The following is a 17,068-nucleotide window of genomic DNA, read 5'->3' as shown; positions in this document are numbered from 1 at the left end:
CGGCGCCGACCATCTCGCGTTCGGCTCGCGTACCCCGCTGCACGACACCTCGCCGGCGGTGCTGCGGATGCGGCACGCCCGGCTGTCCGACGCCGACTGGGCCGCCGTCACCGGCGGTACCCTGCACGACCTTCTGGAGAAGCAGTGAAGAACCATCCGGTGATCGACGTGCACGGGCACTGGGGTCCGTGGTTCTTCGCGATGGACATCGGCGACGTGGCCGAGAACCTGCGGGTGATGGACGAGTGGGGCATCAGCCTGCAGATCGTCTCCGCGTCCGAGGCGGTCACCTACGACGCGCCCGGCGGCAACGCCAGGCTGGCCGAGATCCTCGCCGCGAACCCGCGGCTGCGCGGCTACCTCGTGGCGAACCCGAACGATCCGGCCGCCACCGAGGCCGACCTGCGGCGGTACGCCGGATCGGGGCTGTTCTGCGGCGTCAAGATCCACACCGGGTACCCGCGCCGGGAGATCTCCTCGCCGCAGATGCGCGACACGTTCGCGCTGCTGAACGAGTACGCGGCGACGATCCTGATCCACACCTGGGGCGGCGACGTGCTCGACCTGCCCAGGCTCCTCGCCGCGAACCCGCGGCTGCGGGTGATCGCCGCGCACATGGGCGCGAACCGGTGGGACCTCGCCGCCGAGGCCGCCCGCGACTGCGACCGGCTGTACCTGGAACCGTCCTGCTCGATCACCGACGCCGGCCAGGTCGCGCACGTCGCCGCCCGGGTACCGGCCGGCCAGCTGCTGTTCGGCACCGACGCCACGCTGATCGACCCGGCGGTCTCGTTCGGCCTGGTCGAGGACGCCGCGCTGGACCCGGCCACCGCCGAGGCGCTGTACTGGCGCAACGCCGCGGCGCTGTTCGACCTCACCGCACCGGCCGAAGCCGCGTACGCCGCCCGGTGACGGACCGCATTCCGGGCGCCGCCGCGGACCGCAGCGGGGTGGCCGGCGATGACCGCCCCGGTGAGGCCGCCGCCGACCCCAGCGCGGTGGCCGGCGGTGACTGCCCAGGTGGGGCCGCCGCGGGCCGCAGCGGGGTGGCCGGCGGCGAGTGCCCCGGTGGAGCTGCCGCGCGCCGGCGGTCAGCCGCCGACCGCGTCCCGGTAGGCGGCGGCGACGGCGGCGCGCTCGGCCGGGTCCGGCCGGACCCCGTGCGGGTCGTGCGCCGACGCCGCCGGGATGATGCCCTCGCGCTCGGCCGCCCAGAGCATGCGCTGCACGTACCCGTCCATCGGGTCGCGGAACACCGCGGCGGCGAACCGGTCCAGCCGCCGCGCCGCCACCACGAACGCCGCCGTCTCGCCGGCGAACCAGGCGTGCACCAGCCGGGCGGACAGCTCGGCGACCGCGGCCGCCACACCGACCAGCGCGGCATCCGCGCCCCACAGCAGCGACGGGCCGAACATGCGGTCCTCGCCGGTGATCGCGAGCGCACCGCCGGCATGGATCGCCGCGATCGCGTCCTGGCAGGCCACCGCGTCGTACAGGGTGGCCAGCTTGACGCCGAACACCTCCGGCCGCGCCGCCAGCTCGGTCAGCAGCGCCGGCGGGTAGCTGACCCCACCCGCCTCCGGGTACAGCAGGAAGCCGGTCACCGGCAACCCGGCCGCGGCGGCCACCTCGGCGTGCAGCCGGATCGTCCGCTCCGCCCGGGTCTGCGGTGCGCGCAGGCTCGACACCGGGTAGACCATCAGCGCGTCCGCGCCGCCGGCCGCGGCCCGCTCGGCCAGCCGGGCGGTCGCGGCGCACTGGCTGGCGAAGTCGTCGCCGGTGCCCGCCGGCGGACCGACCGCGGCGAGCAGCGGCCCGTCGGTCGCGGCCCGGAACGCGGCGAGTACCGCGTCCCGCTGGGTGTCGGTGAGCTCCAGGCCACGGGCGGTGTGCGCCCAGACGCAGACGCCGTCGACCGCGCCGGCGATGGCCGCCGCGTACCGGTCGAGGTCGGTGGGGGCGATGTGCGCCGATTCGTCCATCGGGGTCACCGGCGCGGCGATCAACCGACCGCGGATCGCCTCGGTCAGCCGCGGCGTCGTGTCGGCCAGCTCGTCGCCCACCCGCTCCCCCTCCAGGTCCCCGGACGTGTCCTGCCCGAATCCTGCCATCCGAAGGGAGCACGATGATCGACCATCCGGTGCTGGTGAGCGTGTCCCCCGCGCTGCGTCGCCAGTTCTTCCCGGCCGGGCTGCCCGGATTCCGGCTGGTGGACGACCATACCGGGCTCGCCGCGGCGCTGCCCGGCACGGAGATCCTGGTGACCAGCTGGGGTCAGCCGCGGCTGTCCGCCGAGCTGCTGGACCTCGCGCCGCGGCTGCGGCTGGTGGCGCACACCGGCGCCACCGTCAAGTTCTTCGTCACCGACGAGCTGTTCGACCGGGGCGTCCGGGTGACCCAGGCCGGGCAGGCGATGGCGCCGGCGGTCGGCGAGGTGGCGCTCGCGTTCACCCTGGCGCTGCTGCACCAGTTGCCCCGGTTCGACCACGCGTTGCACGCCGGTACCGGCTGGGACGAGGCATCGGGCGCCCCGGCCCGGCACGAGATCGCCGGCTGCCCGATCGGGGTCGTCGGCGCCTCCCGTACCGGCCGGGCGTACATCGCGATGGCCCGGGCGCTCGGCGCCACGGTGTCGGTCGCGGACCCGCTGCTCACCGAGGCGGACGCCGCCGCGCTCGGGGTACGCCGTACCGACCTGGACACGCTGCTGCGTTCCTCGCGGATCGTCGTCCTGCACGCCCCGGTACTGCCGGAGACGCGGCACCTGATCGGCGCCCGGGAGCTGGCGCTGATGCCGGACGGTGCCGGCCTGGTCAACACCGCCCGGTCCTGGCTGGTGGACGAGCACGCGCTGCTCGCCGAGCTGGCCACCGGCCGGCTCGACGCCGCGATCGACGTGTACGACGCCGAACCGCTGCCCGCCGACCACCCGCTGCGCGGCCTGCGCAACGTGCTGCTCACCCCGCACCAGGCCGCCGGGACGGTCGAGGGCCGGCGCCGCCAGGGCGACATCGTCCTCGCCGAGATCGACCGCTACCGGTCCGGCCGCCCGCTGGAACACGAGGTCACCCCCGCCGACCTCGACCGGATGGGCTGACCGCGCGCCCGGCTCGGTCCCCGGTGCCAGGTGGCGCTAACCGGTGCCGGGGCCGGTGTCGCGGTGTCCGGCGGCGGGCGGATCGCGCTGTTCCAGCCGGGTCCAGCCGGTCCAGCCGCGTTGCCGCAGCAGCGCGATCAGCCGGCGGGCGGCCGGCACGGTGTCGAACGCCAGCGCGTCCATCAGCCGTACCATCGTCGGCTCGACGCCGAGGTCGTCGACGTACCCCTCACCCAGCTGGCCGAGGTGGTCGGCCAGCTCGTCGGCGAGGGCCGCCAGGGGCGCGTCGGCGGGCTGGTCCAGCGCGCGGCCCAGGGTGCGGTAGAACCCGACGAACCGCGGGTCGGCGAGCTGCTCGGACTTGCCGGCGATCCAGTCCGGGACCCGTTCGGGCGACTGGGCGTCGAGCAGGATCCAGCCGTCCCGCTCGGCCCGGACGATCCGCTCGTCGATGCCCAGCGCCCGCATCCGGTCGAGATGGTCGACCACCTCGGGCCGCAGCGTCAGGCCGTCACCGGCGGCGAGCCGGGCGAGGTGTTCCCGGTGCCGGCGCAGCCGCTGGATCTCGGCATCGAGCCTGGTGTCGATCTCCGCGATCGCGGCCGCGAAACCGGGCCCGTCGGCGCGCAGCAGCTCATCGACGCGGGCCAGCGGGACGCCGGCCTCGGCCAGCGTCCGGATTCTGATCAACTCGACCACGGCGCCGGCGTCGTACCGGCGGTAGCCGGAGCCGTCCCGCTCCGGTTCCGGCAGCAGCCCCCTCGCGTGGTAGTGGCGGACCGCACGGACGGTCACGCCGGCGTACGCCGCCAGCTCACCGATGGTCAACACCGTGGCCCCCGTTGGTCAGCCGGTCGACCCGACGGCCGGCGTACCCAGCATGATCCGCACGATCTCGGCGGGGTGGCTGAAGACGAGACCGTGATCGGCCTCGACCCAATGCAGGTCGACCCCGGGGCGCTCGCGGACCAGCCGCCCGACCCCGGCCCGCCAGTTCTCGTTGAGCCGCGCGACGTGGTCGTCGGCGGCGTCGCCCGCCATCGCGGTCGACATGATCATGCTGACCGGCACGTCGATCCGGCGGTACCGGTCGAGGATCGTGGCGCGCACCCCGTCGATCTCCACGTTGAGGTCGAGGATCTCCTCGGCGGTCAACACCACCCGGTGCGCGCGGTCCCGACCGGCCTGCCGTACCGCCAGCTCCGTCCAGGCGGCCCGGAGCAGCGCGGCAACCGGCTCGGTCACGACCGGTTCCGGCACCGGGTTCGCCCCGTCCAGCAGTACCAGCCCGGCCACCGCGCCGGGATGTTCGGCGGCGTGGCGCACGGCCAGGTCCGCACCCATCGAGTACCCGACGAGCACCGGCGCGGTCGCCATCGGTCCGGCCGCGGCCAGTACGGCGGCCAGGTCGCGACCGAACGCGGCGACGGAGTAGTCGGCGGCGGCCGACGAGCGGCCGTGACCGCGCAGGTCGAAGGTGACCAGGTCGACGTGCCGGCGCAGGGCGCCCGCCAGCTCGGCGAGATCTGCCTGCGTGGCGTTCAGTCCCGGGCACAGGACCAGCGGGCGGCCGGCGCCGCCCCGGGCGGCGGCGATGGTGACGCCGTCGTGGTCGACGGTGAAGGGGCTCGGTGCCTGCGCTCCGGCGAGGTGGCTGTCCATGCCGCCATCCTGCGGGGTTGACCCTGCGTCAGGGTCAACCCCGCCGGATGCGAGGTGGGTGACCGGCGGCGCCGGCGATCAGTGGAAGAAGTGGCGGGTACCGGTGAAGTAGAGGGTGACGCCGGCGGCCTTCGCGGCGGCGATCGCCTCCGGGTCGCGCTTCGACCCGCCCGGCTCGACCACGGCGCGCACGCCGGCCTCGGCCAGCACCTCCAGCCCGTCCGGGAACGGGAAGAACGCGTCCGAGGCGCCCACCGACGCGGCGGCCCGCTCGGCACCGGCCCGCTGCACCGCGAGGCGCGCCGAGTCGACCCGGTTCACCTGGCCCATCCCGACGCCGGTGGTGGCCCGGTCGTGGGCGAGCAGGATCGCGTTCGACTTGACCGCGCGGATCGCCCGCCAGGCGAACGCCAGGTCCGCGAGCGTCGCCTCGTCGGCCGGTTCACCGGCGGCGAGGGTCCAGTTCGCCGGGTCGTCGCCCGGCGCGTCGATCCGGTCGACGGTCTGCATCAGCACGCCGCCGGAGATGCCGTGGAACTCGACCGGGTCCGGCGCCGCCTCGGCCGGCACCTTCAGCAGCCGGACGTTCTTCCACCGGTTGCTCAGCACCTCGACCGCGGCCGGCTCGAAGTCCGGCGCGGCGACCACCTCGGCGAAGCTCGCCTCGGCGATGTGACGGGCCATCGGCTCGGTGACGGTCGTGTTCGCCGCGATGACCCCGCCGTACGCCGAGAGCGGGTCACAGGCCTGCGCCTTCGCGTACGCGTCGGCCACGTCGGCGCCGATCGCGATGCCGCACGGGTTGGCGTGCTTGATGATCGCCACGCACGGCTCGGTGAAGTCGTGCGCCGCCCGCCACGCCGCGTCCGTGTCGGTGTAGTTGTTGTACGACATCTCCTTGCCGTGCAGCTGCTCGGCGTGTGCCAGCCCCGGCCGCCAGTGCGTGTAGAGCGCGGCCTGCTGGTGCGGGTTCTCCCCGTACCGCAGGGTGGTGGCGAGCTCCCAGGTGGCACCGGTCCAGCCGGGGAAGCCCTGCTCGGTCTGGCCGCCCAGCCAGGCCGCCACCGCCACGTCGTACGAGGCGGTGTGCCGGAAGGCGCCCAGCGCGTACCGCTGGCGCTGCTCGGCCGTGGTGCCGCCGGCCGCGATCGCCTCGATCAGCTCCGGGTACAGCTCCGGCGAGACGACCACCGCGACGTTCGCGTGGTTCTTCGCCGAGGAACGCACCATGGCCGGGCCGCCGATGTCGATCTGCTCGATGCACTCGTCGAACGACGCGCCCGAGGTCACCGTCTGCCGGAACGGGTACAGGTTGCTCACCAGCAGGTCGAACGGCTCGACGCCGAGCTCGGCCAGCTGCTTGACGTGCTCGTCGCGCCGGACGTCGGCGAGCAGGCCGGCGTGCACCTTCGGGTGCAGCGTCTTGACCCGCCCGTCCAGGCACTCCGGGAACCCGGTGAGCTGCTCGATCGGCGTCACCGGCACGCCGTACGAGGAGATCGTGCGGGCACTGTTGCCGGTCGAGACGATCTCCACACCGGCGTCGGCCAGCGCCCTCGCCAGCTCCTCCAGCCCGGTCTTGTCGTACACGCTGACCAGCGCGCGCCGGATCGGCTTCCTCGCGATGTCGCTCACGGAACGGTGACCTTTCTTCCGGTGACCGTCCAGCCCTCCCGGACCATCCGGCCGACGTACTCCACCAGCTGCGGCCGTTCGGCCTGCTTGATGCGTTCGGACAGGGTGTCCTCGGTGTCGTCGTCGAGCACCGGGACCGCCACCTGGGCGATGATCGCGCCGGTGTCCACACCCTCGTCCACCAGGAACAACGTGGCACCGGCGAGTTTGACACCGTACGCGAGGGCATCCCGCGGCCCGTGGATGCCGGGGAACGCCGGCAGCAGCGCGTTGTGCGTGTTCAGGTACCGGCCGCCGAACGCGGCCAGGAACGCCGGCCCGACGAGCTTCAGGAAGCCGGCCGAGACCACCAGATCCGGCTCGTACTTGGCGACCTGCTCGGTCAGCGCCACGTCCCAGGCGGCCCGGTCGGGAAAGTCGCCGACCCGGGCGACGAACGTGTCGGCGCCGGCGCGGGCGCCCCGGGCCAGCCCCTCGACACCCGGCCGGTCGGCACCGACCGCCACCACGGTCGCGCCGTACCCCGGGTCGGCGCAGGCGTCGAGCAACGCCTGCAGGTTGGACCCCGCTCCGGACACCAGGACGACGAGGCGAGCTGCCACGCGCTACTCCTCCGGCGGTTTCGACCGCGCCATCGCGTCGGTGAGATCGACCCGGACCGCGCCCCAGCGGTCCGCGCAACGTCGCCCGGCTGACCGCCCTCAGCAGCGGCGACGCCCACACGATAGCCGGTACGGCCCGGCGCCCCACGCGCGGCCGGCGGCCGGTTCACGCCCGGTCGTGCACCCGCACCGGCCGGGCACCGGCGGTGGCCGCAGCACCTCACCCGGTCGCCGGCGCCGAGTCCGGCAACCCGGACTGGCGCAATTCGCCCGTCCGGCCGCATCACGCACGTCCGGCCGGTAAGACTGGGGGTTCGGAGACAACGTGCACGGTCGCCGCCGGCAGGCAGTGACCGGACGAGGGGGGACCAGCACCGTGACCTACCCACCGCCACCACCGCGCGGTCCGGGCGAGCCGGAGGACCCGGACCACGGCGGATACCCCGGCGGCCGGCCCGGCCCCGAGCCGAGCTACGGCGGCCCGCCCGACCAGCCACCGGGCGGTCGGCCCGGCCCGCCGTCCGGTCCACCCGGCGGCGGCTATCCCGACCAGCCGGGGCAGCCATCCGGCCCGCCCTACGGCCAACCGTCCGGCCCGCCCGGCGGCTACCCGGGACAGCCCAGCGGCCCGCCTGGCGGCTACCCGGGCCAGCCCGGCGAGTACGGCCAGCCGTCCGCGCCGCCGCCCGGCGAGTACGGGCAACCGTCCGGCCCACCGTACGGCCAGCCGTCGGGCGCACCGTACGGCCAGCCCGGCGAGTACGGCCAGCAACCCGGCTACGGCGCGCCCGGCGGCCCCGGCGTGCCGCCACCGCCCCCGCCGTACCAGGGTGATGGGGAGCCGGACACCAGCGGCAACGTGCTGAACCTGCTGGCGATGATCGCCGGCATCGTGTCGATCGTGATCTGCTGCTTCTACGCCGGCATCTGGGCCGGGGTGCCGGCGATCGTGCTCGGCATACTCGGCCGCAAGAAGGCCGACAACGGGCAGGCCAGCAACAAGACGATGGGCACCGTCGGCCTGATCCTCGGCATCATCGGCGCCGCGATCTTCGTCGTCCAGATCATCCTGGTGATCACCGGCGTCAGCGCCAACTGGGTGCAGAACGTCCAGAACGAACGGTGACCCGGCCGGCCGGGTGGGTGGCGCCGCCGCCCGCCCGGCCGTCCGATCCGGTCGGCCCGGGCCGCCGGATTCCGCACGGCCGCCGAGCGATCGTCGGGCGCCGGGTCGCTAAGCTTTCGCGCATCGAGCGAAGCTTTGCGAGGAGCCGATGACGCAGCCCGGCCAGCCCGACCCGTCGCGCGGCCCCGCGCCGCAGCGTCCCCCGGTGCCGCCGCAGCCCCGGCCCGAGCCGGTGCTGGAGGGCGAGGTGCTGCCGCCGCTGCAGGATTCCCCGCCGCCGATGAGCCAGCCGTACGCCGCCCCGCAGCCCGCGCCGGGACCACAGCCGGGGCCGCCGCCGCAGCCGGGCACCGTGCCGCCCGCCGAGGCGTCGTTCAGCGCCAACCTGGGCGTCGCGATCGCGATGTTCCTGCTGTTCCCGCCGTTCGCGCTGCCGGCGACGATCGATGCCCGGCGGGCCCGGATCGCGTACCGGGCGGGTCAGCTCGGCGTCGCGCAGGACAACGCGAAGGAGTCACGTCGCTGGACCCGCGCCGCCGTCGTCGCCGGGCCGATCTGCTGGGCCCTGGTGGTGTGCTGCGGGGTCGGCCGCTGGCTGCTGCGCGCCATCGGCCTTCCCGTCCCGTGACCCGTCCGCGCCGGTCGGCGCGGACGGCCCGGTGCCGTCGGTGGCCGGGCCGGCGCTGCCGCCCGCGGACGGGCCGCCATCGGGCGCGGACGGGCTCGCGTCCGGCGTCGGGGTGGGGCCCAGCCGGGTGCCGCCGGCCGGCGTCCGGTGCGGACGGACCCGGGCGACCGTCCGGGCGGTGAGCCCGGCGGCCATCGCGGCGACACCGACCAGGCCGGCGACCGCCAGGCCGAGCTGCCACCAGGACGGCCCGATCATGGCGAGCCGGCCGCCGCCGAGGCTGCCGGCCGACAGCGCACCGGCCACCGCGAACAGCGCGCCCGCCACCGCGCCGGACAGCGCCGTGGCGAACACCAGCGGGGTCAACCCGGGACCGGTGTCGCGGCGCGCGACGAGCCAACCGGTCGCCACACCGACCAGCAGCGGCAGCCCGAGCAGCAGCGCGCCGGCGGTCGGCGCGGCGCTCGTCGGCAGCCCGGCTAGCAGCGGTATCGCCGGCACCGGTCCGAGGTGCACGCCGCCGATGCCGACCGCGGTGTGGGTACCGAAGGCGAAGCCCGGACCGGACAGGTAGGCCACTGCCCACACCGACACGGTCGGCGCGTACAGCAGGCAGAGCAGCGCCAGGCCGATGTCGCCGACCGGCCCCGCCTGGTACGCGCGGAACGTGTCGGCGGCACGATCGGCGTGCCAGGCGAGCGAACCGCCGGCGGTGAACGCGCCGAGGCCGAGCAGGGTCACGGCGGCGAACGCGCCGGAGCGCAACCCGGCCCGGACCGCCGGGGAGAACTGGCCGGCGATGTGCCGGAGCATGCCGCTGCGGTGTGCCGCTCCGGACACCGCGCAGACCAGCGCCAACCCACCGGCGGTGAGGAACGCGCGGGGCGCCGACACCGACACGTCCGGTCCGGACACCAGCAGCGCCAGCAGCGCGGCGAGCAGCCCGTACCCGGCGGCGACGCCGACCGCGCCGAGCAGTGCGGCGCGCCGGTCAGCGAGCGCCCGGGCGGTGTTGCCGCCGGCCCGCACCAGCCGCCAGGCGACGAACGCGGTCAGCGCGAGCGGCACCAGCCCGTACGGCCCGATCGGGGTGTGCAGCGGCACGCCGTTGGCGAGCAGCCAGGCGGCGCCGGCGACCCGCAGCGCGCTGGTGGCGGCACCGGCCCCACCGGCGAGCAGCCAGCCGAGCAGGACCAGCACCAGCAGCGGAACGAACGAGACGAGCGCGGCCCAGCCCGCGGTCGCGGCGGCCGCGACGAGCACCGAGACACGCCCGAGCGGCGCGGCATCGGTACGGGTGGCGGGCGCCGGCGCGGGTGGGGAGTCCTCGGCGGGAGTGGTGCTCGGTTCGGTCACGGACATGGCCTTCTCACCGAACACCATCGGCGGCCGGATCGCCGGCACGACACGCGGTGCGGCACTCATCGGCGCCGAAAAGCGGCCCGTCGTCACCCGCCGTGATCGGCATCGCATGGCTGAGTCAAGTTGCGTGCGTACGGCATCATCTGATGCCGAGACAGGGTGATCCGGGTGTGGCGTTGCTTCACTACGCTGACCCGCACCCGACCCAACACACCCTTTAAGGAGAACGATGCAGCCGGGTATGCCTCCCCCACCGGGGTACCAGCAGGGACCCCCGCCTGGCGCGCCCCAGGAGCCCATCAACAGCCACATGGGCTGGTCGATCGGCGCCATCTTCCTGTTCTGGCCGCTCGCCATCCCGGCGATCATGGCCGCCAGCCGCTGCAACGCCGCGATCGCCGCCGGTGACTACATGGGCGCCACCGCCGCGTCCGAGGACGCCAAGAAGTGGGCCAAGCTCGCCACGATCATCGGCTGCTGCTGGATCGGCCTGTGGTGCGTGATCGGCGTGATCTGGATCATCGTCGTCGCGGCAGCGACCAGTAGCGCAGCGACCTACTGAGTCGTCGCAGCAACGGCACCGACGCAGAAGGGGCACACCGCGACGGTGTGCCCCTTCTCCGTGTCCGGGCGGGCGACCGGGGCCGCCCGCCGAACGGCTACTTCTGCATCAGCTCGCGCATCAGGTTCGCGGTCTCGGTCGGCGTCTTGCCGACCTTCACCCCGGCGGCCTCCAGCGCGTCCTTCTTCGCCGCGGCGGTACCGGACGAGCCGGAGATGATCGCGCCCGCGTGGCCCATCGTCTTGCCGGGCGGTGCGGTGAAGCCGGCGACGTAACCGACGACCGGCTTCGTCACGTGCGCCTTGATGTAGTCGGCCGCGCGCTCCTCGGCGTCGCCGCCGATCTCGCCGATCATCACGATCGCGTCGGTCTCCGGGTCCGCCTCGAACGCCGCCAGGCAGTCGATGTGCGTGGTCCCGATGACCGGGTCGCCGCCGATGCCGACCGCGGTGGAGAAGCCGATGTCACGCAGCTCGTACATCATCTGGTAGGTCAGCGTGCCCGACTTGGACACCAGGCCGATCCGGCCCGGGCCGGCGATGCTGGCCGGGATGATGCCCGCGTACGACTTGCCGGGGCTCGCCACGCCGGGGCAGTTCGGGCCGATGATGCGGGTCCGGTTGCCTTTGGCCGTCGCGTACGCCCAGGCCGCGGTCGAGTCGTGCACCGGGATGCCCTCGGTGATGACCACCGCGAGCGGGATCTCGGCGTCGACCGCCTCGATGATCGCGTCCTTGGCGAACTTCGGCGGCACGAAGATGACCGACGTGTCCGCGCCGGTCTCCTTCATCGCCTCGGCGACCGTGCCGAACACCGGCAGCTCGGTACCGTCGAAGTCGACCTTCTGGCCGGCCTTGCGCGGGTTCACGCCACCGACCAGGTTGCTCCCGGCGGCCAGCATCTTCTTGGTGTGCTTGGTGCCCTCGGAACCGGTGATGCCCTGAACAATGATCTTGCTGTTCTCGGTAAGGAAGATCGCCATCTCAGGCCCCCTGCGCGGCGAGTTCGGCGGCGCGGCGGGCCGCACCGTCCATGGTGTCCACCTGCTGCACCAGCGGGTGCTTCGCCTCCGTCAGGATGCGACGGCCCTCCTCGGCGTTGTTGCCGTCGAGCCGGACGACCAGCGGCTTGCTGACGTCCTCGCCGCGGTCCGCGAGCACCTGCAACGCCTGGACGATCCCGTTCGCGACCGCGTCGCAGGCGGTGATGCCGCCGAACACGTTCACGAACACCGACTTCACGGCCGGGTCGGACAGGATGATCTCCAGCCCGTTCGCCATCACCTCGGCGCTGGCGCCGCCGCCGATGTCCAGGAAGTTCGCCGGCTTGGGCGAACCCGGCAGGTCCTCGCCCGCGTACGCCACCACGTCCAGGGTGGACATGACCAGGCCGGCGCCGTTGCCGATGATGCCGACCTCGCCGTCGAGCTTGACGTAGTTGAGGTGCTTCTCCTTCGCCCGCTGCTCCAGCGGGTCGACCGCGCTGCTGTCGGCCAGCTCGGCCTGCTCCGGGTGGCGGAACTCGGCGTTCTCGTCCAGCGTCACCTTCGCGTCGAGCGCGAGCACCCGGCCGTCGGTGGTCTTCGCCAGCGGGTTCACCTCGACGAGCGTGGCGTCCTCGGCCACAAACGCCGCCCACAGCTTGATGATCAGCTCGGCGACCTGGTCGGCCACCTCGGCCGGGAAGCCGGTCGCGGCGACGATCTCGTCCGCCTTCGCCCGGTCGACACCGGCGTTGGCGTCGATCGCGACCTTGGCCACCTTGTCCGGCGACTCCTCGGCGACCTGCTCGATCTCCATGCCGCCCTGCACGCTGGACATCGCCAGGAAGGTGCGGTTGGCGCGGTCGAGCAGGAACGAGAAGTAGTACTCCTCGGCGATGTCGGCGGTGACCGCCAGCATCACCTTGTGAACGGTATGACCCTTGATGTCCATACCGAGGATGTCGGTCGCGCGAGCCTGCGCGTCCGCTGCGTCGTCGGCGAGCTTGACGCCACCAGCCTTGCCCCGGCCACCGGTCTTGACCTGGGCCTTCACCACGACCCGGCCGCCGAGCTGCTCGGCCACCTTCCGGGCCTCGTCGGGGGTGCTAGCGACGCCGCCGTCCAACACCGGCACACCGTGCCGCGCGAACAGCTCCCGCGCCTGGTACTCGTACAGGTCCACGTGCGCGTCCCGTTCCGTCGTCCTTGACGTTCGTCATTGTCCCGCTGCCACCGCAGCGCTCTACCGGCGCAGGGTAGCGACGCGGACCCACCCACGCCCGCCCGGGTAGCCCCAATGCCTGGTACGTCACCTCTTGCGCTGAGCTGCTTCCCGAAGCGCTCGTGTCGCGCCGGCGGTCGCTTCTTGCTGGTGGTGTAAAGGCCACCTCTCTGCGCTGAGGTGCGCCCGGGCTGGCGGGGTAAAGGCCACCTCTGTTCGCCTCTTCGACCCCTTGTGGGGGACCGTGGGGAGCGGGCTTCGCCCCTCCCCACACCCCTCCCCATCAAGGGGGCAGTCGCCCCCTTGACATCCCCTGCCCGGGAACCGGTGTCCAGGTAGGACACCGCCTGGCCGCTTCGGAATGACGGGGACCGGCGCGGCCTGCTATCGACGCCTAGCCCGCCACGCAACCCCCGCCGTGTGTGGTGCACGACGCGACGCGGGCGTTGCTGTGATGGGTAGGCCGGGCCGGGGCCCCGTTCTTCTTCGTCGGCTGCTCGGCGTCGATGGGCATCCTCACCGGGGGCTGGGCGGGGATGGCCAAGGGGGCGGCCCCCTTGGCGGGGAAGGAGCGCGAGGAGGGGGCGAAGCCCTCTCCTCGCATTCCCCCACGCGGGGTCAAAACCGTGGACAGAGGTGGTCTTTGCACCGCCGCTTGGGGTGCACCTCAGCGGGTAGAGGTGGCCTTTACACCACCAGCCACAGCGACCAGAGCTATTCGGCGCGGACTCGGTCGCCACCGAGGGAGTGCAGACGGCCGAGCACGTCCGGCAACTGGGCCCGAGTGAACCAGGCGTGCACCGCGAACGAGCTGTCGCACCAGCGGCGCCGACGCCGTACCTCCATCAGCAGGTCGTCGGACTTCTGCCGGACGGTGGCCTCGCCCAGCTCGCTGCGCACGCACAGCACGGCGGCCCGGCGGTACTCGACGAGTTCGACCTTCTCCACGGTGTCCCACGGCAGGAACAGCCCACGCACCTTGATCGTGCCGCCCATCCGCAGCCAGACGCCCTGCTCGTCGGCAACCAGCAGCGGTCCGCGCGACTCGGCGCGCCAGCGCTGGATCACCAGCACGACCCCGATGATCACCACGACCGCACCGAGCAGCCAGGCGATCAGCGTCGGGGTGTCCACGTCGAAGGCACCGGTGGTCAGGCCGATCGCGGCGAGCGCGATCCACAGCGCCATCATCGCGATGCCGACGGCGAGCCGCCGGCCGTACCGGCGGGCGATGCGGCGGATGTCCGGCTCGACCACGACGGGCCGGCCAGCGGGCACCCGGGTCGTGTACCGAGGGGCGTCGTTCACGAGCGCATTCTCCTGTACGGACCGGACGTGGTGTGCGGGCGCCTCGGCGAGGGTGGCCGATGTCGCCCGCGGCCACCGGCGCGGCTGCTCGGGCCGGATGGCTCTCCCACCTTGCCAGCAAACGGTCGGAAAGGGAAACCGGCCCGCGGGTTCGTCGCGAAGCCGGTGGCCGGGAGCGGCGAGCCGGTGGCCCCGGAGACAGGAAGCCGGTGGCCCGGAGACAGGAAGCCGGTGGCCCCGGAGACGAGAAGCGGGTGGCCCCGGAGACGAGAAGCGGGTGGCCCCGGAGACGGGAAGCCGGTGGCTCCGGAGGGCGGAAAGGCTCCGGAGGGCAGAAAGAAGGGGCCGGGTGCACCCCTCAGACACCCGGCCCCTATGCACGACGCCCTGCCGCCACCCCTCGACCGACAGGGCATCGGCCGTCTTGCCGCGCCGGTACCGAATCGCTTCGACGCCGACGTTGATCTCAACGACGGTCCGTGATCGAGGTAACGCCCAGTCGCATTGACTTTTACGGAGAGTTCGTACCGGTTCGCCCGCACGGCGAACCGCCCGCAGCCGGCGGGGCCGGTACGAGCGGTGTGGTGCAACGGTCAGACGCGCGCCGGCACGTTCCCGTTGACCCAGTCGACGATGGCCTGGGTGCTGGCGCCGGGGGTGAAGATCTTCGCGACGCCGATCCGCTCCAGTTCGGGCAGGTCGGCGTCCGGGATGATGCCGCCGCCGAAGACCACGATGTCGCTCGCGTCGCGTTCGGCCAGCAGCTCGACGAGCTTGGCGAACAGCGTCATGTGCGCGCCGGAGAGGACCGACAGGCCGATCGCGTCGGCGTCCTCCTGCAACGCGGTCGCGACGATCTGCTCCGGGGTCTGGTGCAGCCCGGTGTACACGACCTCCATGCCGGCGTCCCGCAGCGCGCGGGCCACCACCTTGGCGCCACGGTCGTGCCCGTCCAGCCCCGGCTTGGCGACCACGACCCGGATCCGTCCACTCATCGTCCGTCCCTCCGCTGCGACCTGAACGAATCCTAAGCCGTCGATGGACGAACCGCGCCCCGCGGCCGTCCGGAGCGCCCCTCGCCGGGCCCGTACGGGGAGGCGAGCGGCACAGTGTGACGCTTCCCGCAGCGGACAAACCACCTCGATACCGACGAAGCGATCCTCGCACCGATGACGCGACCCGATGCCGCACGCAAAAGCGGACACTCCGCACCGCGTCGAGTGCTTACCGTGATCGCCGCGTCGGCGCTGGCCGTCGGCGCGGCGACTCGCGGCACACCCCCGGTGCCGCGGACGACCCCCTGGAGGACCGAACGTTGGCGCTGCTGCCGAGGCGGTTCCGCGACACCGGGCGACACCACCTGCCGCCCCGACGCGGTCGGCGTGCCCTGACCGTCGCCGCCACCCTCACCGTGGCGTCCGCGCTGGGCGCCGGCGCGGCGTACGCGGCCGCCGACCATCCGGCCGGGCCACCGGCCGCGGCGCAGACCTCGGCCGCACCGGCCACCGCGGACCGGCAGCGAGCGGCGCAGCAGCGCGCCTCACGCGGCCGGGCCCGTACCGCGTCCCCGTCGGCCAGCGCGTCGCGCTCGGCGTCGCCGTCACCGAGCCCGTCCCGGAGCCCATCGGCGAAACCGAAGGCGAAGCCGGTCGCGTGGGTACTGCCGGTGCACGGGTACACGGTGACCTCGCAGTTCGGCGCCCGGTGGGGCACCAACCATCCCGGCGTCGACCTCGCCGTCGGTACCGGCACCCCGGTGTACGCGGCGCACGCCGGCACGGTCACGCTCGCCGGCTGGGACGGCGGGTACGGCAACGGCGTCGAGATCGACGACGGCGGCGGTCTGTCCACTGTGTACGGTCACAACTCGTCCGTGGTGGTCTCCACCGGGCAGCGCGTCGCGCGCGGCCAGCTGATCGCGTACTCGGGCTCGACCGGCGACTCGACCGGCCCGCACCTGCACTTCGAGCTGCGCCGCAACGGCGTCGCCTTCGACCCCGTGCCGTACCTGCGGGCCAGTGGCCTGAACCTGCTCGCCGGCGGCTGACGAGCGCCGGTTCAGCGCGGCCGGGCCTCCAGCGCGGTGAGGTCACGCTCGGCGTACAGCCGGTGCTCCCACTCCTCGTTGAGGACGGTCAGCAGGCACTCGCGCACCGGGAAGCCGATCGACTCGGGCCAGCCCGGGCCGGCGACCGGCTCGGTGTCGGCGGCCAGCGACTCGTCGGTCAGCCCGTCGACCACCCGCCGCACCGTCGCCATCCGGTCCGCGCGCAGCGCCAGCACCTCGGCCAACGCCGGCCGGGCGGCCCGGTCCCGCGGCACCCCCGGGATGTCCGGCGCCTCGCCCCACGGCAGGTCCAGCGGATCCCACGGCGCCGGATCGCCGAGGATCGCCCGGCGCACCCACGCGTCGGTGGCGAACACCAGATGCCGCAACGTCTCGGTGAACGACCACTCGCCGTCGACGGATTCGTGCAGCAGCACCGGATCGAGCCCGCGGGCGCGCTCGACCGTACCGGCCCACAGCCGTTCCACCAGATCCCACGCCGCGCGGAACCCGGCCGGGTCGGTCGGACGCATCCGCACCCGGTCCGGGTACCGCCGGTCGAGCTCGGCGCTGACGTACTCGTCGACCCGCACCCCGTTGATCGTGACGTTGCGCAGTTCGCCGTTGATGTCGACGCCGTCCAGCTCGACCCCGCGCATCACCACGCCGGACAGCGCGACCGCGCGAAACCGCGCCCCGCTCAGGTCGACCGCGCGGAACTCGGCCCCGCGCAGATCGGTGTGCTCGAACCGCGAGCCGCCCAGCTCCGCGTCCCTGTACTCCACCATGGCGGGACGGTACCGCCATCGGCACGGCCGCGGTGCGCCGTCCTGGC

At 73.8% G+C, this 17,068-nt stretch carries 17 protein-coding genes; 6 read left to right on the top strand and 11 right to left on the bottom strand.

The annotated features are described in order from the left end of the window. Positions 1 to 144 precede the first annotated feature (144 nt). A complete protein-coding gene (locus NUM_RS14465) occupies positions 145 to 912 on the top strand; it encodes an amidohydrolase family protein (protein ID WP_207125354.1) in 768 nt (255 codons plus the stop codon). Between the two features lie 179 nt (positions 913 to 1,091). On the opposite strand, the gene NUM_RS14460 is transcribed toward NUM_RS14465, so the two are convergent. Further along, positions 1,092 to 2,111, bottom strand: coding sequence for a dihydrodipicolinate synthase family protein (locus NUM_RS14460; RefSeq protein WP_207125353.1), 1,020 nt, complete (start codon positions 2,109 to 2,111; stop codon positions 1,092 to 1,094). A 14-nt stretch (positions 2,112 to 2,125) separates the two neighbouring features. Here NUM_RS14460 and NUM_RS14455 point away from each other — a divergent pair, with 14 nt between their 5' ends. Beyond that, positions 2,126 to 3,097: a hydroxyacid dehydrogenase gene (locus NUM_RS14455; RefSeq protein ID WP_207125352.1), complete on the top strand. Its 972-nt coding sequence runs from the start codon at positions 2,126 to 2,128 to the stop codon at positions 3,095 to 3,097. A gap of 36 nt (positions 3,098 to 3,133) precedes the next feature. On the opposite strand, the gene NUM_RS14450 is transcribed toward NUM_RS14455, so the two are convergent. The 4 genes from NUM_RS14450 to purN form a co-directional block, all read right to left on the bottom strand. Then, the gene (locus tag NUM_RS14450) at positions 3,134 to 3,928 is read right to left on the bottom strand and encodes a MerR family transcriptional regulator (RefSeq protein ID WP_207125351.1); all 795 of its coding nucleotides are present in this window, start codon (positions 3,926 to 3,928) and stop codon (positions 3,134 to 3,136) included. 15 nt (positions 3,929 to 3,943) lie between these two features. After that, positions 3,944 to 4,759: an alpha/beta fold hydrolase gene (locus tag NUM_RS14445; protein ID WP_207125350.1), complete on the bottom strand. Its 816-nt coding sequence runs from the start codon at positions 4,757 to 4,759 to the stop codon at positions 3,944 to 3,946. A gap of 78 nt (positions 4,760 to 4,837) precedes the next feature. Next, entirely contained in the window at positions 4,838 to 6,394 is a 1,557-nt protein-coding gene (gene purH / locus NUM_RS14440) for a bifunctional phosphoribosylaminoimidazolecarboxamide formyltransferase/IMP cyclohydrolase (protein WP_225918572.1), read from the bottom strand. After that, entirely contained in the window at positions 6,391 to 6,996 is a 606-nt protein-coding gene (gene purN / locus NUM_RS14435) for a phosphoribosylglycinamide formyltransferase (protein WP_207125349.1), read from the bottom strand. Before purN ends, purH begins: the two co-directional genes overlap by 4 nt. 376 nt (positions 6,997 to 7,372) lie before the next feature. Here purN and NUM_RS14430 point away from each other — a divergent pair, with 376 nt between their 5' ends. Then, positions 7,373 to 8,122, top strand: a complete 750-nt coding sequence (locus tag NUM_RS14430) for a DUF4190 domain-containing protein (protein WP_207125348.1) — start codon at positions 7,373 to 7,375, stop codon at positions 8,120 to 8,122. Between the two features lie 148 nt (positions 8,123 to 8,270). Beyond that, positions 8,271 to 8,750 (top strand): CD225/dispanin family protein, encoded by a 480-nt coding sequence (locus NUM_RS14425; RefSeq protein ID WP_207125347.1) that lies wholly within the window; start codon positions 8,271 to 8,273, stop codon positions 8,748 to 8,750. Here NUM_RS14425 and NUM_RS14420 read toward each other — a convergent pair. Next, on the bottom strand, positions 8,637 to 10,106 hold the full coding sequence (locus tag NUM_RS14420; protein ID WP_207125346.1) for a cell division protein PerM: 1,470 nt from the start codon (positions 10,104 to 10,106) through the stop codon (positions 8,637 to 8,639). The two genes, NUM_RS14425 and NUM_RS14420, sit on opposite strands and share 114 nt — an antisense overlap. Positions 10,107 to 10,341: 235 nt before the next feature. Between NUM_RS14420 and NUM_RS14415 the strand changes: the two genes are divergently transcribed. After that, complete coding sequence (locus NUM_RS14415) at positions 10,342 to 10,674, top strand: CD225/dispanin family protein (RefSeq protein ID WP_370466989.1); 333 nt, start codon at positions 10,342 to 10,344, stop codon at positions 10,672 to 10,674. A gap of 97 nt (positions 10,675 to 10,771) precedes the next feature. Here NUM_RS14415 and sucD read toward each other — a convergent pair whose 3' ends face one another. From sucD to NUM_RS14395, 4 genes are all read right to left on the bottom strand, one after another. Continuing rightward, positions 10,772 to 11,656 (bottom strand): succinate--CoA ligase subunit alpha, encoded by an 885-nt coding sequence (sucD, locus tag NUM_RS14410; protein ID WP_207125344.1) that lies wholly within the window; start codon positions 11,654 to 11,656, stop codon positions 10,772 to 10,774. A 1-nt stretch (position 11,657) separates the two neighbouring features. Next, positions 11,658 to 12,839 carry an ADP-forming succinate--CoA ligase subunit beta gene (sucC, locus tag NUM_RS14405; protein WP_207125343.1) on the bottom strand — a complete coding sequence of 394 codons (1,182 nt, stop codon included), beginning with the start codon at positions 12,837 to 12,839 and terminating at the stop codon, positions 11,658 to 11,660. Positions 12,840 to 13,592: 753 nt separating this feature from the next. Beyond that, on the bottom strand, positions 13,593 to 14,186 hold the full coding sequence (locus NUM_RS14400; protein ID WP_207125342.1) for a hypothetical protein: 594 nt from the start codon (positions 14,184 to 14,186) through the stop codon (positions 13,593 to 13,595). Between the two features lie 593 nt (positions 14,187 to 14,779). After that, positions 14,780 to 15,181: a cobalamin B12-binding domain-containing protein gene (locus NUM_RS14395; RefSeq protein WP_207125341.1), complete on the bottom strand. Its 402-nt coding sequence runs from the start codon at positions 15,179 to 15,181 to the stop codon at positions 14,780 to 14,782. A 320-nt stretch (positions 15,182 to 15,501) separates the two neighbouring features. Between NUM_RS14395 and NUM_RS14390 the strand changes: the two genes are divergently transcribed. Next, positions 15,502 to 16,233 carry a M23 family metallopeptidase gene (locus NUM_RS14390; RefSeq protein WP_207125340.1) on the top strand — a complete coding sequence of 244 codons (732 nt, stop codon included), beginning with the start codon at positions 15,502 to 15,504 and terminating at the stop codon, positions 16,231 to 16,233. Positions 16,234 to 16,244: 11 nt separating this feature from the next. Here NUM_RS14390 and NUM_RS14385 read toward each other — a convergent pair whose 3' ends face one another. Further along, the gene (locus NUM_RS14385) at positions 16,245 to 17,021 is read right to left on the bottom strand and encodes a DinB family protein (RefSeq protein ID WP_225918570.1); all 777 of its coding nucleotides are present in this window, start codon (positions 17,019 to 17,021) and stop codon (positions 16,245 to 16,247) included. Positions 17,022 to 17,068: the final 47 nt, after the last annotated feature.

Source organism: Actinocatenispora comari (assembly GCF_017312725.1).
GTDB classification, from domain to species: domain Bacteria; phylum Actinomycetota; class Actinomycetes; order Mycobacteriales; family Micromonosporaceae; genus Actinocatenispora; species Actinocatenispora comari.
The sequence above is the reverse complement of the archived record's forward strand: the minus strand, read 5'-3'. Positions and strand labels throughout refer to the sequence as shown.